Annotated in this window: 23 protein-coding genes; 11 read left to right on the top strand and 12 right to left on the bottom strand. The window is 68.5% G+C overall.

The features are described from left to right. The first annotated feature begins 4 nt into the window (after positions 1-4). The gene (locus NVU01S_RS06970; protein ID WP_082032021.1) at positions 5-1,333 is read left to right on the top strand and encodes an MFS transporter; all 1,329 of its coding nucleotides are present in this window, start codon (positions 5-7) and stop codon (positions 1,331-1,333) included. On the opposite strand, the gene NVU01S_RS06965 is transcribed toward NVU01S_RS06970, so the two are convergent. Beyond that, entirely contained in the window at positions 1,330-1,539 is a 210-nt protein-coding gene (locus NVU01S_RS06965; RefSeq protein WP_043669717.1) for a hypothetical protein, read from the bottom strand. The two genes, NVU01S_RS06970 and NVU01S_RS06965, sit on opposite strands and share 4 nt — an antisense overlap. Positions 1,540-1,692: 153 nt before the next feature. Between NVU01S_RS06965 and NVU01S_RS45210 the strand changes: the two genes are divergently transcribed. Beyond that, the gene (locus NVU01S_RS45210) at positions 1,693-1,818 is read left to right on the top strand and encodes a hypothetical protein (RefSeq protein WP_256656719.1); all 126 of its coding nucleotides are present in this window, start codon (positions 1,693-1,695) and stop codon (positions 1,816-1,818) included. 4 nt (positions 1,819-1,822) lie between these two features. Here the strand turns inward: NVU01S_RS45210 and NVU01S_RS06960 are convergent, their stop codons facing one another. After that, a complete protein-coding gene (locus NVU01S_RS06960) occupies positions 1,823-2,338 on the bottom strand; it encodes a GtrA family protein (protein WP_043669715.1) in 516 nt (171 codons plus the stop codon). A 193-nt stretch (positions 2,339-2,531) separates the two neighbouring features. Here NVU01S_RS06960 and NVU01S_RS06955 point away from each other — a divergent pair, with 193 nt between their 5' ends. After that, positions 2,532-3,443 carry a manganese catalase gene (locus NVU01S_RS06955; RefSeq protein ID WP_043669930.1) on the top strand — a complete coding sequence of 304 codons (912 nt, stop codon included), beginning with the start codon at positions 2,532-2,534 and terminating at the stop codon, positions 3,441-3,443. 218 nt (positions 3,444-3,661) lie between these two features. Continuing rightward, the gene (locus NVU01S_RS06950; RefSeq protein ID WP_043669713.1) at positions 3,662-4,624 is read left to right on the top strand and encodes a hypothetical protein; all 963 of its coding nucleotides are present in this window, start codon (positions 3,662-3,664) and stop codon (positions 4,622-4,624) included. Positions 4,625-4,684: 60 nt separating this feature from the next. Here NVU01S_RS06950 and NVU01S_RS06945 read toward each other — a convergent pair whose 3' ends face one another. Then, positions 4,685-5,671 (bottom strand): chemotaxis protein CheB, encoded by a 987-nt coding sequence (locus tag NVU01S_RS06945; protein WP_043669710.1) that lies wholly within the window; start codon positions 5,669-5,671, stop codon positions 4,685-4,687. A 181-nt stretch (positions 5,672-5,852) separates the two neighbouring features. On the opposite strand from NVU01S_RS06945, the gene NVU01S_RS06940 reads away from it, so the two are divergent. The 3 genes from NVU01S_RS06940 (at position 5,853) to NVU01S_RS06930 (ending at position 8,413) form a co-directional block, all read left to right on the top strand. Next, a complete protein-coding gene (locus NVU01S_RS06940; protein ID WP_043669708.1) occupies positions 5,853-6,614 on the top strand; it encodes an ATP-binding protein in 762 nt (253 codons plus the stop codon). 87 nt (positions 6,615-6,701) lie between these two features. Continuing rightward, a complete protein-coding gene (locus NVU01S_RS06935; RefSeq protein ID WP_175068872.1) occupies positions 6,702-7,433 on the top strand; it encodes a PAS and ANTAR domain-containing protein in 732 nt (243 codons plus the stop codon). After that, positions 7,430-8,413, top strand: a complete 984-nt coding sequence (locus NVU01S_RS06930; RefSeq protein WP_043669704.1) for a helix-turn-helix domain-containing protein — start codon at positions 7,430-7,432, stop codon at positions 8,411-8,413. The genes NVU01S_RS06935 and NVU01S_RS06930 overlap by 4 nt, the downstream gene beginning before the upstream one ends. On the opposite strand, the gene NVU01S_RS06925 is transcribed toward NVU01S_RS06930, so the two are convergent. Together NVU01S_RS06925 and NVU01S_RS06920 are read right to left on the bottom strand one after the other, a co-directional pair. Next, positions 8,390-9,232, bottom strand: coding sequence for an acyl-CoA thioesterase family protein (locus NVU01S_RS06925; RefSeq protein ID WP_043669700.1), 843 nt, complete (start codon positions 9,230-9,232; stop codon positions 8,390-8,392). The two genes, NVU01S_RS06930 and NVU01S_RS06925, sit on opposite strands and share 24 nt — an antisense overlap. An 84-nt stretch (positions 9,233-9,316) precedes the next feature. Then, on the bottom strand, positions 9,317-10,048 hold the full coding sequence (locus NVU01S_RS06920; protein ID WP_043669697.1) for a GbsR/MarR family transcriptional regulator: 732 nt from the start codon (positions 10,046-10,048) through the stop codon (positions 9,317-9,319). A gap of 275 nt (positions 10,049-10,323) precedes the next feature. Here NVU01S_RS06920 and NVU01S_RS06915 point away from each other — a divergent pair, with 275 nt between their 5' ends. From NVU01S_RS06915 to NVU01S_RS06900, 4 genes are all read left to right on the top strand, one after another. Further along, a complete protein-coding gene (locus NVU01S_RS06915) occupies positions 10,324-11,142 on the top strand; it encodes an alpha/beta fold hydrolase (protein WP_043669694.1) in 819 nt (272 codons plus the stop codon). Between the two features lie 24 nt (positions 11,143-11,166). Then, entirely contained in the window at positions 11,167-12,060 is an 894-nt protein-coding gene (locus NVU01S_RS06910; protein ID WP_043669692.1) for a LysR family transcriptional regulator, read from the top strand. 124 nt (positions 12,061-12,184) lie between these two features. Next, positions 12,185-13,024, top strand: a complete 840-nt coding sequence (locus NVU01S_RS06905) for an alpha/beta fold hydrolase (protein WP_052280539.1) — start codon at positions 12,185-12,187, stop codon at positions 13,022-13,024. Positions 13,025-13,052: 28 nt separating this feature from the next. Then, the gene (locus tag NVU01S_RS06900) at positions 13,053-13,958 is read left to right on the top strand and encodes an alpha/beta fold hydrolase (protein ID WP_082032020.1); all 906 of its coding nucleotides are present in this window, start codon (positions 13,053-13,055) and stop codon (positions 13,956-13,958) included. 19 nt (positions 13,959-13,977) lie between these two features. On the opposite strand, the gene NVU01S_RS06895 is transcribed toward NVU01S_RS06900, so the two are convergent. From NVU01S_RS06895 to NVU01S_RS06870, 7 genes are all read right to left on the bottom strand, one after another. After that, on the bottom strand, positions 13,978-14,256 hold the full coding sequence (locus tag NVU01S_RS06895; protein ID WP_043669689.1) for a hypothetical protein: 279 nt from the start codon (positions 14,254-14,256) through the stop codon (positions 13,978-13,980). Then, positions 14,253-14,804, bottom strand: coding sequence for an RNA polymerase sigma factor (locus NVU01S_RS06890; protein ID WP_043669686.1), 552 nt, complete (start codon positions 14,802-14,804; stop codon positions 14,253-14,255). The genes NVU01S_RS06895 and NVU01S_RS06890 overlap by 4 nt, the downstream gene beginning before the upstream one ends. 195 nt (positions 14,805-14,999) lie before the next feature. Continuing rightward, on the bottom strand, positions 15,000-16,244 hold the full coding sequence (locus NVU01S_RS06885; RefSeq protein WP_043669683.1) for a phthiocerol/phthiodiolone dimycocerosyl transferase family protein: 1,245 nt from the start codon (positions 16,242-16,244) through the stop codon (positions 15,000-15,002). 22 nt (positions 16,245-16,266) lie between these two features. Then, a complete protein-coding gene (locus NVU01S_RS06880) occupies positions 16,267-17,178 on the bottom strand; it encodes a diacylglycerol/lipid kinase family protein (RefSeq protein WP_052280538.1) in 912 nt (303 codons plus the stop codon). 132 nt (positions 17,179-17,310) lie between these two features. Further along, positions 17,311-20,250 (bottom strand): AfsR/SARP family transcriptional regulator, encoded by a 2,940-nt coding sequence (locus NVU01S_RS06875; protein ID WP_063048077.1) that lies wholly within the window; start codon positions 20,248-20,250, stop codon positions 17,311-17,313. Between the two features lie 42 nt (positions 20,251-20,292). After that, the gene (locus NVU01S_RS45205; RefSeq protein WP_280140748.1) at positions 20,293-20,424 is read right to left on the bottom strand and encodes a hypothetical protein; all 132 of its coding nucleotides are present in this window, start codon (positions 20,422-20,424) and stop codon (positions 20,293-20,295) included. Between the two features lie 137 nt (positions 20,425-20,561). Further along, positions 20,562-22,160 (bottom strand): esterase/lipase family protein, encoded by a 1,599-nt coding sequence (locus tag NVU01S_RS06870; RefSeq protein WP_043669680.1) that lies wholly within the window; start codon positions 22,158-22,160, stop codon positions 20,562-20,564. Between the last annotated feature and the right edge of the window lie 91 nt (positions 22,161-22,251).

The raw sequence follows: 22,251 nt of genomic DNA, 5'->3' as shown, positions 1-22,251 counted from the left end.
GACTATGACCGACACTCCCACCTCCGGTGCTCGTTTCGCCCGGGTGGTCGCCGCCAGCGTGGCGGGGACGACCATCGAGTTCTACGACTTCTTCCTCTACGGGCTGGCGGCGGCGCTGGTCTTCAACAAGGTGTTCTTCCCGGCGGATGACCCCCTCGTCGGGGTACTGCTGGCATTGGCGACCTACGCGGTCGGGTTCTTGGCGCGGCCGCTCGGTGGCGTGCTGTTCGGGCACCTCGGCGACCGGCTCGGGCGGCGGCGGACCCTGTCGATCACGTTGCTGCTGATGGGCGGTGCGACCGTCGCGATCGGATTGATTCCGTCCTACGCCAGCATCGGGGTTGCCGCGCCACTGCTGCTCGTGCTGCTGCGGCTGGTGCAGGGCATCGCGCTCGGCGGAGAGTGGGGCGGTGCGGTGTTGCTCGTGGCCGAGCACGGCTCGCCTGCCCATCGTGGTTTCTGGAGCAGTTGGCCGCAAACCGGCGGTCCGCTCGGAAACCTTTTGGCCACAGGCGTTCTCGCGGTGCTCGGGCTCTGGGTGTCGAATGCCCAATTCCAGGCCTGGGGCTGGCGGATCCCGTTCCTGCTCTCGATCGTGCTGGTGCTGGTCGGCATCTGGCTGCGGCACGCGGTGGAGGAGTCGCCGATCTTCCTGGAAGCGCAGGCTCGCGCCGCGGGCCGGTCCGGACACGCGCCGGTGCGAATCGTGTTGCGCCGCTTTCGTAAACAGGTGCTCATCGCCGCGCTCGCGGACGTCGGCGAGAAGGCCACCTACTACACCTTCAGCATCTTCCTGCTCGCCTACCTCACCCAGGTCGTGCACGTGCCGAAAAGTACTGTGCTGTCCTCGATCACGATCGCCTCGTGCTTCCAGGCGGCCGCGATCGTGGCCGGGGGAGCGGTGGGCGACCGGTTCGGGCGGCGGCCGACGAGCGTGCTCCTGGCCGGGCTGATCGCGCTCTGGGCCTTCCTTGCGCTGCCGCTGGTGGACGGTGGCCGGTGGATCGTGATCACCGTGGTGATCACGATCGGACTCACCATGCACGGCCTGCTCACCGGCATCCAGGCGCCGTTCTTTGCCGAGCTGTTCCCGAGCGAAGTCCGTTACACCGGTGCGTCTTTGGGCTATCAGCTCGCCACCGTCGTCGGCGGGGCGCTCACCCCGCTGATCGGGGTCGCCCTGCTGGACCGGTACCCGTCCACCGTTCCCGTCTCGCTGCTGCTGTGCGCGATGCTGGCCTGCACCGCCACCGCGTTCCTCTGGGCGGGGGAGACGCGCCGTCTGGACCTGCGCACCATCGCGCACGAGGACGATCCCACGAAGGTGTCCTAGTTGGGGGTGTCGCCCTCGTAGTCCATATTGGCGGCCGGGTCTTCGGTGGTGGCGGTCGGATCGTCGCGCGCTTCGGTTTCGGCGCCCTGGGCGTTCAAGGCTTCGTCCAGCTCGCCGCGCAGGCGGGTCACCGCCGCCTCGTCACCCGCGTCGGAGGCCGTCGTGAGGTCTTGGCGTAGCTGCGCGATCGTGTCCTGAGAGACCATCAGTCCTCCTGTGTTCGAGTCCGTTGTTGTCCAGCCGCGCCGAATAGGTTCGGCGTGCTTGGGGCGGCGTACCCGGGGTGCGGGAAAAGATGCATCGCCGCCGCGGCGAATAACCACCGATATGCCGGGTAGCACCTGATCATGGAGATAATCGTGATCATTGCGCTCGTGGTGGTGGTCGCCGCCGTGCTGCTGTTCCGCAAGCGGTCGCGCGGCAAGGACGACACCTCTCTGTCGACCGGGAACCCGTCGGCCAACGAAGGCGACGATCGAATCTGACCCTTCAGAACACGAGGGTGCGCAGGGCCAGGAAGCGCAGCCCGCCGACCGCGGCCATGATGACGAGCACGGCGCCCGCCTGTGTGGTTTCGCCGAGGCCCGGCGCCCAGAAGTCCAGTCCCGCAAGAGCCGCGGTGCTGATGCCGAGGCCGAGCAGCGCCAGCCCGCCGCCCTCCCACTGCGCGGTGCGCCAAGTGACGCGGCCCGCCGCGCGAAACGTGAGCTGCCGGTGCAATTCGTTCGCGATCGCCGTGCTCACCAGCGAGCCCGCGACATTGGCGACCAGGGGACCGCTGCCGTGCATGGCCAGGAACAGCAGCACGTAGGCGATATTGCTGGCACCACCGACCAGGGCGAACCGAACGAGCTGGGCCAGCGCGTGTTCGCTGCGCACGTGCCGCAGCGGTCCGGCGAGCGCCGCCTCCCATTCCGCGCGCAGCCCCCGGTACCGATCGGCCAACGCGGCGTAGGCGCTCGTGCCGGGGAGCAACCCCGGGCGGGTGGTCTGCAGGACGGTCATGGTCTTCCGATCGAACGTAGGTCTCGGCACCGCCGACTTCCGGCGACGCTCTGACTATACGTAGATGTATACGTATAGGCAAGATCGAACTCGGCGACTCGCCGTTTTGTCGGCGCCGAATCGGTGTTTGCCCCGACGCTGCCGCGGTAGTCGCGGCGGGAAGGGAACGTATACAACTCATTTGGAGGACAACGTGTTTCGCCATACCGGCCATTTGCAATTCGATGTCAAGCCGGAGAAGCCGGACCCGGTGTACGCGCGCAAGCTGCAGGAACTCATCGGCGGCGCCTACGGCGAGATGACCGTGACCATGCAGTACCTGTTCCAGGGCTGGAACTGCCGGATGCCCGGCAAATACAAGGACATGATCATGGACGTGGCGACCGAGGAGATCGGGCACGTCGAGATGATCGCGACGATGGTCGCCCGCCTGCTGGAGGGGGCGCCCGCGACGCACGCCACCCAGGCGGCGATGGGCGACCCGGTGGTCGCGGCCGTGCTGGGCGGGATGGATCCGCAGCAGGCGATCGTTTCCGGCGGCGGGCCGGTGCTCGCCGACAGCAACGGGGTGCCGTGGAACGGCCGCTACATCGTGGCCAGCGGAAATCTGCTCGCCGACTTCCGGGCCAACGTCACCGCGGAATCCCAAGGTCGCGTGCAGACCGCGCGGCTCTATCACATGACCGACGACCCGGGTGTCAAGGACATGCTGAAGTTCAACCTCGCGCGCGACACCTACCACCAGAATCTGTGGTTGTCGGCGATCGCGCAGCTCGAGGCGGACGGCATCGAGGGCACCATCACCCCGAACGCGCTGCTCGACGAGGAGCACGGCGAGCACGCGACCAGCCTGTGGCACCTGTCCGACGGCGTAGCGGCCGATCAAGGCATGTGGGCGCACGGCATGGCACCGGACGGCCTGCACAAGAACGGTTTCATTCCGGATCCGGTTCCGTTGGGGGACAAGGCCGCACCGCCGCCGCCGGATCCGCAGCTCTATGTCACCTACGACGGCTCGATGGGTGAACCACGCTCGGCCGCGCTCGGTACCGAAGCGGGCTTGATCGGGAAGATCAAGGACACATTGGATCCCGACAAGCCCTGATCACCCGGCCCGGCAACGCAAGCCCGGTGTTGCTGAGCCGCCGCAGCCGATCGCTGCCGACTCCGATCGGCCGTAATCAGTGCCTGACCAGTGTGTTGTCCGGCGGCTCGGGACCGAACATGGTGGGGCGCAATGTTTCGGGCGGCTCAGGTGGGTAGTCGTATCAGTGGTGCACCGTTGCGCCGACCTGATATCCACGTCGAAGGACAAAGATTTTCATGAGCACACGCGACACCACCACCTTGCTGGCGCAGTTGCGCGCTGTCCGCGATCTGACCAACACCGAAATACAGGTCGCCGAAACCCGCATCGCCCAGGCGCGCACGGACGCGGTGCGCCGGGAGCTGTCCGAGAACGCCGACAACGCCCGGGCTCGCGCCGCCGCCATCGAAGCCGCCCTGCGCGAATTGGGCGGCATCCCAACCAGAATCGGCCCCTTCTTCGGCCGAGCCGTCGCGGCGGTCAAGGCGATGGGCGAACAGGCGCAGCCGTTCGACGAAGCCCTGCTCGGCGATCTCGCACTCGAGCATCAGCTGCTCGACCGCGCCCGCTACCTGAAGGCGCTCGCCACCACCGCCGAGCACGCCGGGATCGTGGCGTTGGCGGACCGGCTGATCGCCGCGCACTCGGCGACCGTCGACTGGCTCACCACCGTGCTGGCCGAGGACGCGCTCGGCGGCCCGGCGGCGTTGCGCCGCACGCCGTTCCAGGCGGCCGCCGGTACCGCGGTGAAACTGGTCAACATCCCGGTGACCTGGTCCGCGCGCGGCATCGACCGGGCGCTGGATACGTTCCGCAGCGCGCCGCCCGCGTTCGAAGAGCTGCTCGCCAGAGGCGCGTACGCGGGTGATGTCGCCGTGAAAGCGCTTGCCGCGTCGCGCGATGCGGTCCTCGAGACCGCCGAGCAGGTGGCCCACCGCGAAGGCGCGAGGGGGGCCGCCGAGGCCGTCCACTCGTTGCGTACCAGCACCGGCGTGCTCGAGCCGGCAGAACTGCCGATCGCCGATTACGCCGACCTGAACGTGACCCAGGCCGTCGCCGCGATCAAGGACCTGACCTCGCCCGCCGACATCCGCGCGATCGTCGCCTACGAGGAGCAGCACAAGGACCGGCACGGTGTGATCTCGGCCGCGCAGACCCGGCTCGCCGCGATCGCCCAAGAGGTGACCGGCTTGAACTGATACCCCAATTCGCCACTGGCACAGGCCGACTCGGATTCGAGTCGGCCTGTGCCAGTAGGGTCAGGAGGGCTCGCGGGACAGCAGTTCGCGCAGCACCGCCACGGTGTGCGCGTGTTCGGTACTGCGTTCGGCATAGGTGTCGGCGACTTGTCGATGACCGCGCTCGAGTGCGTCGGCGCGCATCCGATCGGCGAGTGCGCGCTTCTCCTCCACCACCCGCAGTGCCGCTGACAGCGCGCGTTCCACTTCGAGATGTTGTTCGAGCAACAGCGCCTGCGCGGTCCACGCATGGCCGATCCTGCAGCGGAATCGAGCGGCTGTCTGTGCGGCGAACAGCGAGCCGCCGCAGTCGGGGCAGCTCAGCCCTGCCGCGGGCAACGCGGCCGTCACCTCGGTCGAGTCGTCTTGTTCGCCTGCATCGATGCGGGCCTCCAACCGGTCGAGCGGCGGCGGTGGTGCCGGCGGGTCGGCGGGTTGGAAACGCAAGCGATCGGCCAGCGCGCTGCCGATCTTCTTGGCGGGCATGACCAGATCGACGTCCACGTTCGCCAACGCGTTCTCCGGCATCGAGGGGTAGAGCGCTTCGGCAGGGTCTTGGACCGCGGTCAATCCGCCCTGGGCTTTGATCGAGGCCAGCCCGGCCGTACCGTCATCGAGCGAGCCCGAGAGCACCACGCCCGCCACTCGCGGCCCCCAGACGACGGCCGCGGAGCGGAACAGCGCGTCTACGCCCGGGCGATGCCCGTTCTCGGTGGGACCGCGCGAAAGCAGCGTGCGACCGTCGGCGACCAGCAGATGATGGCCCGGTACGGCGGTGTAGATCGTCCCCGCGGCCAACGGCGTGCCGTTGTCGGCCGCCACCGCGTGCAGCGACCCGGCCCGGCGCAGAATCGACGGCAGCACGCTGGGTCCCTGCGCCGGAATATGCAGCACTACCAGCACGGCTGCGGTCAGATCGGTAGGCAGCCCGCCGACGAACTCGCGCAAGGCTTCTACGCCTCCGGCGGAAGCGCCGACGACGATCAGATGCGAAGGAGACTCGCTCATGGCACCCTTCTGGTTCTTCCCTGAATGTGTCGGCTACCCCAGCCCAGGGCAGGCAAACAAGTGCCGCGCCCGGCCAGGTGTGTAGGGCGCGAACGCTCGGGTAGTACCGGAATGTAGCGCCGTTCACTGGCTCGCCGAGCGGCAAACGCGGTAGCGAGTAGCGGTCCGAGGCACCGAGACGATGACCAGGCAACGCGAAATCGATTGGCACAAGAGCGAACTCGCGGGTTCGATCGTCCTTCGTCCGCGCGGGGAGCTGTCGGCGGTGAACTATCGCGAATTCACCGACGAGTTGGTGAAGTACGCGATGGAGCAACCCCGGGCGGTGCTGGTGGTCGTAGACGGACTGCTGATCCGGAGCGAACCGCTGTTCACGGCGTTCTCCAGTGCGTGGATGCGGGTCAGCACCTGGCCCGGCACGCCGGTGCTGCTCGTCTGCGCGGCCCCGGGTGAGCGCAGGCGGCTGCGGTCGAGCGCGGTGTCCCGGTTCGTGCCGGTGCTGGACAGCCTCGGTGCCGCGCTGCGGGCGGCGCGCGACCCGCGGGCCTATCGGCGCGTCAATCTGGAGATCGCTCCGACGGCCTTGGCGGGACAGCAGGCTCGGCGGTTCATCAGCGAGACCTGCGGGGCGTGGGAGCTGCCACAGGTCCGGGTGCTCGCGCTGGTGGTGGGCAACGAGTTGATCGAGAACGCCTATCGGCATGCCCGGGGCACGGACGATTTCCGGCTGCGGCTGGAGCTGTGCAATGACGTGCTGACCATTGCCGTCTACGACAGCGATCCCCGCGAGGCGATGCTGGCCGAACCGGGTGCCGGGGGTGCGCACGTCGGGGGATTGCACAGTATTTCGCAGCTGAGCGTGGCATGGGGCTGTGCGCCGCGCCGGCCCGTCGGCAAGGTGGTCTGGGCCGCGCTCACCACCACGGACCGCGCGCCGGGGTGACCGGCGTGTCGTGCGGGTTCGCCGGTCAGCCCGGCGATTCGTCCGGGCACGTCGCATCCGGTGACGTTCGCGGCGATACTGGATCCCGTGACCGGTGATGCGCTGCCAGCTCGAGCGAGTACGGAGGACTTCGAGCACGTGATCGGCGGGACGCCGCAGCGGGTCGGCACCTTCTGGTACTGGTTCGCCGATCAACGCTGGGAATGGTCACCCGAAGTCGCCGAACTGCACGGATATCGGCCGGGGACCGTCCAGCCGACCACGGAACTGCTACTGGCACATCGGCATCCGGACGATTCCGAGCAGGTCGCCGCCGCGATCGCCGCCGCGGTCGAGAACGGGCAGCCGTTCAGCAGCAGGCACCGCCTCGTCGACGCCGCGGGCGCGGTCCGGCACGTGATGGTGGTGGGTGACCACATGTTCGACGACGCCGGGCAGGTCATCGGCACCACCGGGTACTACGTCGACATCACCTCGACCGTCGCGACCGACAAACGGACGGTGCTCACCGAGACGTTGCCCGAGGTCGTCGCGGCCCGCGCCGCGATCGAGCAGGCCAAGGGCATGCTGATGCTGGCCTACGGCATCGAGGCCGATCAAGCGTTCAATGTGCTGCGCTGGCGTTCCCAGGAGACCAACATCAAACTGCGGGCGTTGTCCGAGCAGTTCATCGCCGATGTCACCGGGTCGGGCGCGGCCCCGACCGCACTGCGCACCCGCATCGATCATGTCCTGCTGACCGCGCACCAGCGCGTGCCCAGCACACCGGACACCGAACTCGACGCGGTGCGTCACGAGGATGACGGCGCCCGCCGATGAACAGCATCGAAACGCCCGCGGCCGATACGCGCGGCGGTTTCGCCCTGGACTCCACGGACCCGGGCCGCGTCGCGCGCGGTTTCGATATCTTCCGGCACGGATGGCTCACCGAGGTCGGCTCGGCCTTCCCACTGCCGACGTTCAGCTCCACCACCCGGGGTGATTTCCGGGTACGGACCCGGGTCGCGAAGGTGCGCGACGTGGCGGTCACCGATCTCGACAGCGCGTCCGTCATCCGCACCGCGGGTACCCCCTACGGCTACGCGGATCAGGTGCGGATGTACGTGGTCCGGCGCGGCACCTGGGCGCTGGGCGGCACGCCCGGTGGTGATGCATACCGCGTGACCGATGGACAGTTCCTGCTGCGGTACGGTTCGCCGTTGCATTTCGGCGCCGCACCGGGCACCACCGTGCGGATCCTCACGCTGCCCTCGGCCGTGCTCGAGTCGCGGCTGCGGAACCAGAGCAGCCTGGGTTCGGCGGATTCGGCCGAGATGCGCCTGCTGATGGCGCACACGACCATGGTCCAGGAGACCGTGACCGCGCTCGGCCCGGCCGGTGTGCACGCCGCGCACGACGCACTGCTCGAGCTGGCCAGGGCGGTGCCGGCGGGGCGGTTCGACGACGCGGAGGCCGAGTTCCGGCCCGCGCTCGTCCGGGCGGCCAAGGACCTGGCGCAGCGCCGCCTCACCGATCCGGACCTGTCTCCCGCGATGTTGGCGCGGGAACTGAACGTCTCGGTGCGCACGTTGCAACGGGCCTTCACCGAGGCGGGGGAGTCCGCGGCGACCTACATCCGGCACCGGCGGCTGGACGCGGCGCGGCGTGCGCTCACCCGCCCCGGCCGGCGGCCGACCATCGCGGAAGTTGCTGCGCGCTGGCACTTTTCGGACAGCAGCCACTTCGTCCGCGCGTTCAAGAAGCGCTACGGTCGGACGCCGGTCGACTACGCCCGCTCAGTGGGGGACGTCGGTCGCTGAAGGTTCCGGGGTCAGCTCGCCGCGCGGTCCGGTGAGGTCGGCAACGCCCGAACAGGTGTCGCCGCGAAAGATGCCGAGTTCGTAGTGCACGGTATCGGCTTCGAAAGAGCGGACCGTGACACCGATTTCATAATCCCCGGGGTAGGTGACCTCGCCGATGTAGTCGATACGGTGCGCCGTCGGCGCCAGGTCCGGCACCAGGCCGGTCACGCCGAGCGCCGCGGCCGTGAACGCGGCGACCGCCTCGTCGTACCAGGTCGCCAGGACGATGGCGTTGACGTGCTGGTTGATGTCGACGTCGGCGATCCGTGCGCGCAGGGGCGCGAAAAACGAGTAGTGGCCGCGGTTTCGGCGCTCGACCGCCGGTCGAGCGGGGGCCGGTTCGGCCGAATCCGGGAGGGACAGCTCCGTGAGATCGGCGATCATCTCGTCCGGCAGTGCGAGCGGTCCCGCGGGGCCGAGCAGCAGGATGGTCGCCCCGCCGCGGCCTACCTGCTCGGTGCCCGCGAACACCGCCTGCTCGTAGGTGAACGACGACCGGCCGAACCGCCGGATTCCGGTGTGCACCGTGATATCCGGGTCCGAGAGGCGGACCGGCGCGAGCCGTTCGGCGCGCTCGCCGACGAGCACGATCTGGAAGGGACCGAACGCGCCGGAGTGCACGAGTCGCTCGAATCGCGGCAACCGCAGTCGTCTGCGGGCTTCCAGCAGCCACTGCGCCAGTGCGGTCGTGCTCGCGGTGCCGTCCCGGCCGAGATCGGCCTGCCGCGGTTGGATATCGCACCGGACCGGGTACAGGGAAACTTCGACAGAGCTCATGCAAGGGACCTTAGATCGGTCCGCGAGCCGAGGGCCATCGCAAAATGCCTGGTGGCGGAAACGTTCTACCAGGTTGGCGCGGATCTACCGGGCAGCATCCGACGGTGCTCGAGCGGCGGTGCGCCGGGTCCATTGCTCGATCGCGTGCTGGAACGCTTCGTTCACCAGCAGCAGGAGTTCGGTCGAGGCGGCGAACCGCGCCCCCGCCGGAGTATCGATGCCGAGAATCTCCGCGGTGCGCTGGGATTCGGCGGCCAGGGCCTCGCTCATCTGCAGCGTCGCGTGCAGGTTGCGCAGCCAGAGATCATCGTCGATGACATAGCGTTCGCGGCGTCCACCGGGCACTCGTTCGCGCCGGAGCATGCCCTGTTGTTCGAGGAAGGCGACGGCGTGCGAGATGGACGCGGGGCTCACCTGGAGGAGCTGGACCAACTCGGCGGCGGTGCGGGCACCGGAGTCGGTGAAGTGCAGGCAGGCCAGCACGCGCGCCTCCATCCGGGCCAGGCCCTGGCCCACCAGCAGCGCGGTGAAGGAGTCGGCGGCGTCCTGGACCTCGTGCGGGTCGCGGCCGTAATCGCTGTCCGGGAGTGGTCGCGTCGTCGGCTGCGGTCGTTTCTGCCGGCGCGCACGCTGACGGGTGTCCTCGTCCGCCCGATCCGCGCGGTAGCCGTCGGCGCCGCCGTTGCGCGTGACCTCGCGCATGATGGTCGAGGCGGGCCGGCCCAGCCGCCGGCCGATCTCCGCGTAGCCGAGTCCCTCGGCCAAGCCGGTGGATATGCGCTGGCGATCCTCGTTGCTCAGTCTGCCTCCGGGCATGCGGTGCCGATCTCCTCTGTGTGTCGGTGGGCTATGCCCGCCGCTGGCTGCCCAAGTATGCCGTCTTCTGAATCTCATTGCAAAGATGTCGTGCGATTTGCATTGCATTCATTCTCAATGTCATTGCAATAGCCCGTAGAAGTGCGAGTTATAGCGGCAATCGAGTCGAGAGAGAACGTTGACGAATTTCTGAATGCAATGTACGTTCGATGACATTCAGAGATTCCCGAACATGGGAATCGCGAAGCGTAGACAACGCACCGAGGAGATTCGTGATGAGGACCAGGACCGCGCAGCACGCGACCGCCGACTCGACCTGGACCGGCCTGGTGCCGGTCGAGGACACCGCACTGGCGGTGACCGACACCGGTGGTTCCGGTCCGGTCATCCTTTACCTGAACGGTGCCTACGCCGATCAGCGCCCGTGGCGGCCGGTGATCGCCGATCTCGGTACCGGATACCGGCACATCAGTTACGACATGCGGGCGCGCGGCAAGTCGCGGCAGTCCGCGGACTACACCTTCGAGGCGTGCCTGCGCGATGTCGATGCCGTTCTCGCTGCGCGCGGCGTGGATCGGGCGATCCTGGTGGGCTGGTCCTACGGTGCGACCCTCGCGGCGCACTGGGCGGCGCGGAATCCGGAACGCGCGCTCGGCGTGGTGTCGGTGGATGGTGCGATGCCGTACGGGCTGACCGGTGCCGAAGGACGGGAGCGGATTCGGAAGTTGTTCCACCGCATGCGTTTTCTACTGCCGCTGGCGCGTCCGTTCGGCATGGCGGCGCGGATGAGCGCGGCCGAGCACGCCGAGGTCAATATCGAGATCAACGAGATCGTCGCGGCGATCGCACCGGTGCTCGATCAGGTGCGCTGCCCTGTGCGCTACGTCCTGGCCACGGGTGCGAGCCTCGGCGGCGGCGAAAAGGAGATGGAAGCGGTGCGCGCCTCACTCGATCCGGTGCTCGCACGAAACCCGCACATCCAGGTGAGCGCGAAGGTCGCGAGCAACCATTCCCATATCCTGCGCAAGGACTTTCGCGCCGTCGCCGCCGCCGTGCGCGAGACCGATTCGGCCCGGCAGCCCGCGCGTCGGTGATCGACCGGCGCACGAGCAACGCTCATGTTGGAGCGGCACGAGTTGGAGGCTTTTCTCACGCTGGCCGAGGAATTGCATTTCGGCAGGACCGCCGAGCGCCTGCGGGTGACCACCAGCCGGATCAGCCAGACCATCGGAAAGCTCGAACGCCGCATCGGCAGTGCGCTTTTCGAGCGCAGCAGCCGCACGGTCGCCCTCACGCCGCTGGGCAGACAGCTACGCGACGAGTTGCGCCCCGCGTATGAGCAGATCACCGCGAGCGTCCTGGCCGCCAGCCGGGGCGGTAGCGTCGAACGGGCCATCACGGCCGGCTTCTCGGCGCCATGGTGCGGGAATCTGCTTATGCGCGCGGCGGATCTGTTCCGTACCCGCTACCCCGGCGCCATCGTCGGCATCGAAGAGATCCAGCCGACCGAACCGCTGCGCCGGATGCGTTCGGGCGCAGTCGATCTCCAGCTGACCGCATTCCCGATCGCGGAACCCGACATCATGACCGGGGCGATCGTCTTCACCGAACCGCGCGGACTGATGGTGCCCGAGCAACATCGCTTCGCGGCGGCGGAATCGGTGTCCGTAGAAGACCTCGCGGACACGAAACTGATCACCCTCGCGGATGCATCGGTCCCGCGCTACTGGATGGACTGCCACTTTCCCCGCCGGACTCCCGCGGGCCGGCCGATCCCGCAGGGACCGGCGACGACCTACTGGGCAGAGGTGCTCGTGCACGTCAGCCAGGGTGTCGGCGTCAGTACCGTCGCCCTGCGGGCCGAGCGGTTCCACTCGCATCCGGGAATCGTGTTCGTCCCCTTCCGCGACGCGCCGACCATCGATTACGGGCTGATGTGGCCGCGCGCCGGGCAGCACCCGCTGGTGCCACCATTCCTCGAAACCATCACCGAGGCAGCACTTTCGGCGTGAGCCGCCGCGTCGCTGATCGTTTAGCCCCGCTACATCCGGCGTTGCCGACATACCGCTTGTTGCGCCCGTCGCCGGCTGTTGAGATTCGTGGTGCCGCTGAAAATGTTTGCTGAGAAAGGCACGAATGGTGCAGACCATCACCACGCCCGGAGGCGTCGTCCTCGCCTTCGATCGGATCGTCGGCGGTACCGCCGGAACGGTCATCCTGATCGGTGGCGCGTTCAGCTATCGGAAGTTTCCGAAGCTGGTCGAGCTGGCCGAGATATTGGCGCAACAGTATGGGCTGACGGTCGTGAATTACGACCGGCGCGGACGCGGCGACAGCACCGACTCGCCCGGTGTCTACAGCGTAGAGAACGAGATCGACGACCTCGCGGCGCTGATCGAGGCGGTCGGCGGCCGCGCCGCGGTGTTCGGTTGGTCGTCGGGTGCGGGCCTGGCGCTGCTCGCTGCCGCTTCCGGGCGGGTGCACGGCATCACGAAAGTGGTCGCCTACGAACCGCCTTTCGTCACCGACCAGGAAAACTTTGTTCCCCCAGCGGATCTGGCAGCCAGGCTGCACGAGATGATCGCCGCGGACCGGCGCGCGGAGGTGGTGCGCTACTACATGACCAAAGGCATGGGCATGCCGTGGTTGCTCGCCGCGGTCATGCGATTCACCCCGTTCTGGAACGCGCTGTTGGCCACCGCTCCCGCCACGGCCCACGATTGGGCGATCATGGGCCCGTACATGCGTGGTGAAGCGTTGCGGCCCGCCGAGTGGGCGGGCGTCGACGTGCCGACCCTGGTCATCTCGGGCACCAAGAGCGGAGCTCTGTTGCGGTCGGCTGCCCGTGCGATTACCGCCGTGCTGCCGAACGCGCGGCACGCGGAAGTGGCGAAACTGAGTCACGATCCGAAAATCGCACTCCTGGCACCGGTTTCCGGTGCCTTCCTCGTCGGCGCGGATCACTTCGCGGCCTGACATCCAGCACTCTCGAAGAGGATCACCCATGCGAATCCGCATCGTGTCACTGGCCGTCTCGGGCGCCGTGGCCCTGTCCGCAGTGCTCACCGGCTGTGGCGGTACCGACGATACCGGCGGCGCGGTGGCGTCGGAAACACCTTCTGCCGCAGATGATCCGGTGTCCGCCGACGGTAAGGGCCGATATGCCGAGATCAACGGCGGGCGGCTCTACTACGAAACGCAGGGCACCGGAGAGCCGTTGATCCTGTTGCACGGTGGGCTCGCCACCGCTGAATCCACCTTCGGCACTTACGTTCCCGAGCTGTCCAAGACACGTCAGGTCATCTCGGTGGACTTGCCAGCGCACGGGCACACGCCCGATCGCGAGCGAGCGTTGAGTTATGAGTCACTGGCCGATGATATTTCGGCGCTGATCACTCACCTGAACCTCGGCCGGACGGATTTGTTCGGCTATTCGCTGGGCGGTGGCGTCGCCCTGCAGGTCGCGGCGCGCCGACCGGATCTGGTCGGCCGTCTCGCCATCGCGTCCGCCCCCTACCGCTCCGACGGCTGGCTGCCCGAGACTCGAGCCGGGATGGCCGCGATGAATCCCGATGCGCTGCGCGAGACTCCGCTCTATCAGCTGTACAGCGGTGTCGCGCCGGATCCGGCGGGTTGGACGGCCCTGGTCACCAAGACCAGGCAGCTGCTCACCCAGGACTACGACTGGACCGCGCAACTCCCGAAAATCCAAGCACCCGCGCTCATCCTCACCGCGGAATCCGACGCCCTGTACCGCGAGCACACCATCGACCTCGTCGCCCGGCTCGACGCCGGAAAGGGTGCGCGCCTCGAAACGGTCCCGGGCACAACCCACTACGACATCATGTACCGCCCAGATCTACTCGTACCATTGGTCGTCTCCTTCCTGGATTCGACGCCGGTTCGATAGCCGGACGGCCGCACACCGGTCAAGAAGGTCGGCCGGGCGCCCCCGATTGCAGGGTGCACCGGCCGTCGGTACAGACCCGATGCAGCCGGCCCCGCGACAGTGTCTGCGCCAGGCCGATCGCCCAGCAGGTGGGGCAGCCGCGCAATGCCACCAGACCCGGCACGATGAGCAGCAAGCCGATCCATCCGAGGACCGGTAGCAGTGCCATCGAGGCGGCCAGGAAGCCGAAACCGATGGCGCCCTTGGCCAGGTGCAGCGGCAGGGATCTGCTGGCGAACGACGGCGCGTCGGTGCTCAACGCGGTTCACCCCCCTCGATGACGGCAAGGTGCGCCCGCACGGTCGCCCGGGCACGATGCAGCCGCGACTTCATCGCCGCCGCGCTGAGCCCGAGCGACACGGCGACGGTCTTTCCCGGTAGCCCTTGGATGTCCCGCATGATCAGGACGCGACGCTGATCCTCGGGCAGCAACGCCACGGCGGCGGCCACCCGTTCGATCTCCAGCCTGCTCAGCACGTCGTCCTCGGCCGAGGGCGAAAGCTCCTCCGCCGCAGGCACCGTGCGGCGCGCGAACAGCTGGGCGCGGCGCAGGCATTCGTTCCGCACGATCCGGAACACCCAGGACGCGAGCGCCGTGGTCGCGCGCAGCGTGCCGATCTTGCGGAACAGCACGATGACCGCTTCCTGCGCCGCGTCCTCCGCGTCCTGACTGCTCGCGCACAGCGACGTCGCGAACCGCCGGATATGCGGATACGCACCCGAAACCAGTGCGGTGATGGCGGTTTCATCGCCGCGCTGGGCGGCCAGCACCAGCTGGTCGGCAGGCCAAGCAGTCGATTCACTCATGCCTGTTCGTCCTTCCACGCCACCGCAGCACCGCCACACAGCTGCACACCGACACCGCCGCCACCACGGCGACCACGATCACTGTCATCGATCCTCCTCGACACCGGCCCTTTCGGCCGCTCCTACATAAGAGCGACCGAAACGGCAAAAGGATTCGGCGGCAGCAGCCCGGATATCGTCGCAGCGCCGGGCCGGTCAGTTCTGGCGGGCCAGATCACCGATCAACTCCTCGAGGTTCCCCGCGACGAGGCGGCGCAGTGCGGCGATCCGGGTGCGGTGATGGTGGTTTTCGGCGTAGGTGAACTCGATGCTCAGGCGCCCTCGGAAGGTGTAGACGAAATAGCTGAGCTCTGGGACGGAATCACCGGTGACGAAGCCACGGAAGTCGACCACCGCCATCCCGTCCGGACACTCCAGCGCGGGCACCACACCCCAGTTGGTGAGGATGTTGACGGCCGTGTCCGGTGTGCTCTCCCCGCTGCGGGCCGCGGCGAACATGGTGGCCAGTGCGGTACCGCTCTCGATGCCGAATACGATCTGCGCCTTCACCTCTTTGCCGAGGGTGAGCAGGTCGGCGTCCGGTCCGCACAGGGTTACGGTGGGCGCGTACCCGAGACCGTTGCTGGTATCGGTGACCGGAGCCGGGGGTGTCAAATGCGGGCGCAGGTCGACGGCATGCCCGATGATCATCGGCAGCTCGTCTTCGGGTGCGGCGCCGGAAGTTTCGGCGATCATCGCTCGCTCGGCCCGGATCACCGCGGCGCTGAGCAGCGCGTGCACCGTCGTGCCCTGCGCTCGTGCGAGGCGCAGCAGCGCGCCGGTGTCCCTGTTCGACAGCGTGATCCGCTCCTCCGTGGCGAGGCGCAGGCCCGGCCGGCCGAGTATCTCCGTCGGCGTGCAGCGGTAGAGGCCGTGGGGTGCGGGCAGCGCCACGTCGGGGACGGGAATCCCGCGCTCGTGGAGTAGTTCCTCCAGCCTGCGGGGCACGATCGGGGTGGGCTCGGCGAGTGCCCCAGTGGCGGCGAGTGCGGTAGCCGTCCGCCAGAGTTCGGTGAGGAGTTCGAATCCCAGGTGCGCGTCGCCGATGGCGTGGGACACGCGCAGTGCGACCGCGGTGGTCGCGCCGGCGTGCACGATCTCCAGTGTCGCCAGCCGAACGGCCGGATCGACTGGGTCGAGGCCGCGCGCGAGCCACTCCGAGACGCTGCTGTGCACCGTCTCGAAGACGGCGTCGTCGCGCTCACTGTCGAGAATGTGGACGTAGCAGTCGCCGTCGTCCGAGCGGAGCCGCCCGCACAGCATCGGAAAGCGACGGCACGTGTGCGCGAAGGCCCGCCGCAGTAGGTCGACATCTACCGTGCCCGCACAGATGGCCACGTACGAGACGGTGAGTCTGTTCGGCGCGAAGTTCTGGTCGATGGTGCCGATTCGGTATTTCACAAGATTCTCCTCAGGGGTAGGTTCACGGCACCAGGACGGCCTGCGCGCCGCGCAGAACGTGCGCGGTACAGGGCCGCGCGTCCAGTGATGTGCCGTCGACGATCGCGCTGCCCGCCGGGCACCACACGGACACCGCGGCGGCCTGGTGGTAGGTGACGGCGGGATGAGTGACCGCCCGTCCGGCGGCCAACGCGGTGAGCAGGCGGAGCGTCTGTCCGCGCGGTGCGGATCCGATCACGGTGACGTCGAGCAGGCCGTCGTCGAGTCGTGCGCCGGGGCAGATCGGCTTGCCGCCGATGCGGCCGATATTGCCCACGGTCACGAACAACGCCTCGGTATCGATCACGGTCGGCGTGGAAAGCTCAGTACCACAAGTTAATTCGATCCTTACCGGGTGTGCGGAGGGAGCCGGCAGCGCCGCAGGAAAACCGGGGGACCACGGCCGGTACGGGCGTTCGAGCAGCCGGGTGTCGGATCCGATGTGCACGGCGGTCGTGAACATGGTGTGTGCGGCGGGTGCGGTACCGGCGACTCCCACGTCGATCTCGCGGAGCTGCCCGGCCAGGACGACCTCGGCCGCCGACCGCGGGTCGTTCAGCGGGATGCCGAGTGCTGCGGCGAGATCGTCCCGGTGCCCGGTCGGCAACACGCCGAGCGCGACCCCGGTTCCGGAGATGGCCTGCAGAACAAGCGATATCAGGTCGTCGCCACCAGCGCAGGCGATGACCTCCGGACGGTCGGGCCGGCTGAGCCGCGCGCGGATCAGGTCGATCGTCGTCGCGGGAGTGGTGCCGCGCAGTTGGCGGACCCGGGCGCCGCGGGCGGCGAGGTAGTGCGCCGCCGTGACGGCCGTACGCAGTCCTCGTCCGCGCGCATTGCACGGATACCCGATCACATCGATGGTCTTGCTGCCGATAGTGGCGGCGGAAGGCATGGTGAACTGCTCCGATCGGACCGGGGAACGTGCTGTCGATCCGATCTTGGGTGGCGTGCTCGAGCGGGCGTTGAGCCGCGAATGAACGCCCGCCCGACCTGGTGCGATGAGTAAAGCGGCCCAAGCCGACGGTCAGGGTCGGCCGGTGCTCCCCGCGCCGGCGACGTCGAACTCGGCCGCTGCCGGTGGTGTACGGCCGATCCGGGTGGCCAGCTCGGCCAGTTGCGCGCGCACCTGCCGGGCTTCGATATCGCGTCCCAGCGCCGCCAGTGCCCGGGCCCGATAGTCCAGCGCGTGCCCGCGGCGGATCGGGTCCGCGGCTTCTGTGAGTACCGAAATGGCTTCGGCCGCAGCGGTTTCCGCGATATCGAAGTACCGCCCGTACAGGGCGACCTCCGCCTGCCGGTACAGCGCCCAGCCCAGGAGCAACCGGCGGCCGTGCCCGCGCGCCGTGCGCACCGCGTCCGCGCAGATCGTCACGGCAGGCTCCGGATCATGGTCGCGCATCAGGACCACCCGGCCCAGCTGGCTCCGGGCCAGCGACTCGAAGGCCGCGCCACCCAATCGCTCGGCCAGGCGCAGCGCGCGCTCAGCGGCATCGGCGGCTCGATCCCATTGCGCGGCATCGCCGTACCGGTCGGCGAGGGTGGCGCAGGCCCATCCCTCCCAGGCCGGGTCGTCCAGGTCGTGGAAGATCTCGACCGCGGCGGCCATGTGGGTGATCGCATCGGCGGCGCGCCCGACGCTGAGCGCGGCGGCGCCCAGCAGGTGTTCGGCGAAGGCCAGCAGCAGACTGCTCCCGTTCGGTCGCAGTATCTTTCGCACGGGTTCGAGCACGGCGACGGCGTCGTCACCGCGACCCAGGTCCAGAGCGAGGATCAAGCCGAGCGCCACGCGGGCGCGGAGTTCGGTGTTCCGGTCATCGAATCCCGCTGCGACAGCGAGCAGCCCGCGCAGCGCGTCGGCCAGCTGCCCGGACTCTGCCGACGGGTCGACGCTCTCGCTGATCAACATCGCGACGTCCACACTCGCGGGCACGAGTGCGGGGTGATCCGCGGCGATCTGGCGATGCAGGGCGATCAACGCCGTACGCTCGGTATCCAGCCAGGCGTGTGCGGCGGCCTCGGTGCCGATCGCGGTGCCGGGTTGCGCAGTGGGCGGGACATAGTCGAGCCGATGGCCGGGATAACGATGGCGGACGATGTTTTTCGCGGTCGCGAGGTAGTAGTCCAGCAGGCGCGACAGGACCGCTGCCCGGTCGATCTCGGTGTCGACGGTGTGGGCGAACAGCCGCAGCAGATCGTGGTAGCTGTACCGATCGTCGCCGACGGACTGCAACAGCCCGAGATCGACGAGTGACTCGCAGACCTGTGCCGCCGCAGCGGTATCGAGACCCAGGATCGATGCGGCCGCGGCGGCCGAGAGATCGGGCACCGCGGGCACGGCCAGCGCCACGAACGTCCGCGCGGTGGCGGCGGGCAGTTGCCGGTAGCCGAACGCGAAGCAGGCATCCACGGTCAGGTCGCCGCAGCGCAATTCCGGGAGGCGATGCCGTTCGTCGGCCAGCCGCTGTGCCACTGCCGCCATACTCCAATGCGGTCGCGCCACCAGGCGGGCACCGATGATCCTGATCGCCAACGGCAATCGACCGCAGGCCGCGACGACCGCCTCGGCGGCCGCGGGGTCCGCCGCGATCCGAGCCGTTCCCACGATGCGTGCCAACAAGTTTCGCGCCTCGGCCGCGGACAGGACGCCGAGCGGCCGGTACGTCGCGTCCGGCAGCGGCAGCACCGCGCGGCTGGTGACCAGGACCGCGCAGCCGGACCCGCTGGGCAGCAACGGGCGCACCTGATCCAGGGTGCCGGCGTTGTCGAGCACCAGCAGCATGCGGCGGTCGGTGAGCATGCTGCGCAGCAGTGCCGCTCGTTCGGACTCGGTGGGTGGAATATCGCTGTCCGGCACCGCCAGTGCGCGCAGGAAGGCGCCGAGTACGCCGACCGGTTCGGCGGGACGATCGTCCATGCTGTGCAGGTCCGCGTAGAGCTGTCCGTCCGGGAAATGTGCGCTGATCTCGCGTGCGACGTGCGTCGCCAGGGTCGTTTTGCCGACCCCGCCCATCCCGGTGAGCACCACGATGGGCGGGGTGTCTCCCGCGGGGATCAACGTCGCGCAAAGCTCGTCGACCAGTGCTGCGCGTCCGGTGAAATCTGCTATGCCCCGGGGTATCTGGGCCGGCCGGACGTTCTCGCGCGACTCGGGTCGAGCTGCGTGCATCGAGGGCGCGGCCAGATCGTCGTCCAGGATGCGCTGGTGCAGTTCGGCCAGTTCGGGGCCGGGTTCGATGCCGAGCTGGTCGATGAGCAGCCGCCGGGTGTCGGTGTACACCGACAGGGCCTCGCTGCGCCGGCCGCAGCGATACAGCGCGGTCATCCGCAGTCCGCGCAGTCGCTCGCGCAGCGGGAATTCGTCACTGGCCGTGGCCAATTCGCCGATCACCTGCTCGTGCCGCCCGAGCTGGAGATCGACCTCGAAACCGGCCTCCAGCAGGGTCGTGCGCAGCTCGGTGAAGTGCCGCCGCCGGTCCGCTGCCAGCGGTCCCGGTACGCCCGTCAGCACTTCACCACCCCACAGTGCCAGCGCTTGGTCGAGGTGTGCTCGCGACTGCTCGAAATCGCCTGCGGCCCTGGCCTTGTCGGCGGCCGCGGCCAGCGACTGGGCCTGGAAGGCGTCCACCGATTCCCGGGGGACGCGCAATTCGTATCCGTCGCCGACCGAAACGAGCACCGTGGCCGCGCCGCGGCGCACGCGATCGGGTTCGACGAGTTTGCGCAACAGCAGCACGTGTGAGCGCAGCGAGGCGATCGGGTCGCCGGGCAACTCCTCACCCCACACCGCGTCCACCAACTGTGCCGCGGTCAACGGCCGCCCTTGCGCGAACAGCAATGCGGCGAGCACGGCCTGGGTCCGCAGGCGTTCCGATGCCAGCGTCAGCGCACCGCGCCGCACCGTGACGCGGCCCAGCACCGTAAAACTCAGGTCGGCAGCGTCCATCGGCTTCTCTCGGCGGAACATGGGATCACCCGATCTTAAGGGTCGGCGTCCCGCTGTCCGCCATCAGCCGAAGAGGCGGTCCTTGACCTCGAGCACTACACACCCCACCGCCACGACCACGAGGACCAGCAGCCGCTTCACCCAACCCCAGGGCTCGTGCAGCGCGGCCAGTGGCGGGGGAGTCCGATTCGTCATGTTTTCGGACCGTAGGGACAGCGGATCAACGGACGCTGTCTCGCGCTGAACGGTGAATGAACGCGCCTGGTGAACGGCAAGTCCTGCTGCACAGTGCCACTGTGCCGGAAGGTGCCCGGCCAGGGGAGCGGTTGGGCTCAAGCGACTTTCAAAGTGGTGTAGGTGAGCGCGAGCAGCCCGGCGACGATCGCCGTGCCCAGCAGAATGCCCATCGTGGACAGGGCCAGCCAGCTCAGCCCGGCCACGGCGGCGACCGTCGCCCAGGCCAGCCTGGGCGCCACCCGCGACATCAGTTCGAAGCCGCGGCCGGGCTTGACCACGTGCGCTTCGCCGCCTGCCGCGCCGGTACGCACGTAGTCGACGACGGCCGAAAGACGGTCGGTCACCAGGGCCGCGCCGTGTCCGCCCTCGATGTGGCGGATCTGCCGGGTGCCCGGCGGCACCGAATCGAAGCCCGTGAATCCGCCGACCCCGACGTCGCGCATCCGGAACGCGCGCAGCCCGCTGCACAGCCAGCCGACCGGCTTGTCCTGATTGGCGCAGATGTTGACCAGCGAGCCGATCTGGCCCGCGTCGGCGCACCGGACCCAGTCGAACTCGCGCGGCAGCACGCTGCCCGCCAGGAACACATGCTGAAACTCCAGGGCCGGAATCTGTTTCAGCGACTGACCGAACAAATAGGTGCCGTTGCTGTGCCCGACGAAGTGGAACGGAATGCCCGGGTGGCGCGCGAGGTGGTAGCTGTACATGTCGGCGAACCAGCGCAGGTTGCGCCGGCGCGTGAACGGAAGCGCGAAATCGTAGGCCGACAGCCGGCCGTAGGAGGGCGTCACCACGAGCACATTCTTGTCGGCTGCCAAGAGTGCCGCTTCCAGCTCGCTCGGCCATTCGCCGTTACCCGAGCGAATGCCGTGCAGGGCGAACACCACCGAGGTTTTCGCGGCCTCGGCGTCGGGCAGCGGCTCCGGATTGCTGGGCGGCAGTGGCTCGGTGATCGCCGCGCGCAGGATCTCGTACCGCTGACCGGCATAGTCCTCGGACAGGCCCGCTTCGATGCTGATGATGTCCGCGTGTGTGGCACCGGGCACCACCTTCTGCACACCTGTCGGCAACGTTTCCAGATCGCGGCTGTCCTCCTTCACGACGGCCCGGTCCTTCTTCCCGCTGACCTGCACCACGATCGGCGCCTGGTTGCCCAGCTGGGCGATCTCGCGCAGCCACAGGATCCGCAGATTGGTGATGAACGGTGCGCCGCAGATCAATTCGACCGCCGTGAACCGGCGCAGCAGCGGCGCCAGCAGCTTCGTCGGATAGCGCTGCCACCACGGCAGCCGATCGGGATCGACCCCGCGATTCGGCGCGGCCAGCAGCACGATCCTGGTCACCGCGTCCGCCCACGGCAGCCGATGCCCGTCGATTCCGCGCAAAGCCTGCAAGTAGGCGTACCGGTGCATGATCCCGCCGATGCTGTGCCCGATGAGCACGATCTCCGGCGTCTTGCGCGGCCCCGTCCAGTACGCGTCGATCCGGTCCGCCAGATCCCGGCACCGGTTCGCCAGCGTGCCGCGGCTGAAACGGCGAATCCCGTCCGGAAACTGCCAGTAGATCGTTTCGTCGGTCCCGTAGCCGGGTTCCCGTTGCAACCGCGCGAACAGGCCGTCGATCGCCCCCGGCCGCTCGGTCAGGCCGGGGACATAGACGATCAACCGTCGATGGTGCACTTGTGCGGTGGTCATCTCGCCCCCGAGGTGTTCCGTCGCGGGCCGTCCGGCCTGCGGTGATGCTCTTATCACATCATCGGCACCGCGTCGTCCGGCGTTTCGTCTT

The sequence above is a fragment of the Nocardia vulneris genome (genome assembly GCF_001613425.1).
GTDB classification, from domain to species: Bacteria; Actinomycetota; Actinomycetes; order Mycobacteriales; family Mycobacteriaceae; genus Nocardia; species Nocardia vulneris.
Note: the sequence above shows the minus strand (reverse complement) of the source record. Positions and strands in the feature narration are given on the sequence as shown.

Excerpts from the sequence above, each read along its gene's own strand:
- NVU01S_RS06970 (WP_082032021.1), top strand. The coding sequence starts at position 5 with ATGACCGACACTCCCACCTCCGGTGCTCGTTTCGCCCGGGTGGTCGCC.
- NVU01S_RS06965 (WP_043669717.1), bottom strand. The coding sequence starts at position 1,539 with ATGGTCTCTCAGGACACGATCGCGCAGCTACGCCAAGACCTCACGACG.
- NVU01S_RS06960 (WP_043669715.1), bottom strand. The coding sequence starts at position 2,338 with ATGACCGTCCTGCAGACCACCCGCCCGGGGTTGCTCCCCGGCACGAGC.
- NVU01S_RS06950 (WP_043669713.1), top strand. The coding sequence starts at position 3,662 with ATGAGCACACGCGACACCACCACCTTGCTGGCGCAGTTGCGCGCTGTC.
- NVU01S_RS06945 (WP_043669710.1), bottom strand. The coding sequence starts at position 5,671 with ATGAGCGAGTCTCCTTCGCATCTGATCGTCGTCGGCGCTTCCGCCGGA.
- NVU01S_RS06940 (WP_043669708.1), top strand. The coding sequence starts at position 5,853 with ATGACCAGGCAACGCGAAATCGATTGGCACAAGAGCGAACTCGCGGGT.
- NVU01S_RS06930 (WP_043669704.1), top strand. The coding sequence starts at position 7,430 with ATGAACAGCATCGAAACGCCCGCGGCCGATACGCGCGGCGGTTTCGCC.
- NVU01S_RS06925 (WP_043669700.1), bottom strand. The coding sequence starts at position 9,232 with ATGAGCTCTGTCGAAGTTTCCCTGTACCCGGTCCGGTGCGATATCCAA.
- NVU01S_RS06920 (WP_043669697.1), bottom strand. The coding sequence starts at position 10,048 with ATGCCCGGAGGCAGACTGAGCAACGAGGATCGCCAGCGCATATCCACC.
- NVU01S_RS06915 (WP_043669694.1), top strand. The coding sequence starts at position 10,324 with ATGAGGACCAGGACCGCGCAGCACGCGACCGCCGACTCGACCTGGACC.
- NVU01S_RS06910 (WP_043669692.1), top strand. The coding sequence starts at position 11,167 with ATGTTGGAGCGGCACGAGTTGGAGGCTTTTCTCACGCTGGCCGAGGAA.
- NVU01S_RS06905 (WP_052280539.1), top strand. The coding sequence starts at position 12,185 with ATGGTGCAGACCATCACCACGCCCGGAGGCGTCGTCCTCGCCTTCGAT.
- NVU01S_RS06900 (WP_082032020.1), top strand. The coding sequence starts at position 13,053 with ATGCGAATCCGCATCGTGTCACTGGCCGTCTCGGGCGCCGTGGCCCTG.
- NVU01S_RS06890 (WP_043669686.1), bottom strand. The coding sequence starts at position 14,804 with ATGAGTGAATCGACTGCTTGGCCTGCCGACCAGCTGGTGCTGGCCGCC.
- NVU01S_RS06880 (WP_052280538.1), bottom strand. The coding sequence starts at position 17,178 with ATGCCTTCCGCCGCCACTATCGGCAGCAAGACCATCGATGTGATCGGG.
- NVU01S_RS06875 (WP_063048077.1), bottom strand. The coding sequence starts at position 20,250 with ATGTTCCGCCGAGAGAAGCCGATGGACGCTGCCGACCTGAGTTTTACG.
- NVU01S_RS45205 (WP_280140748.1), bottom strand. The coding sequence starts at position 20,424 with ATGACGAATCGGACTCCCCCGCCACTGGCCGCGCTGCACGAGCCCTGG.
- NVU01S_RS06870 (WP_043669680.1), bottom strand. The coding sequence starts at position 22,160 with ATGACCACCGCACAAGTGCACCATCGACGGTTGATCGTCTATGTCCCC.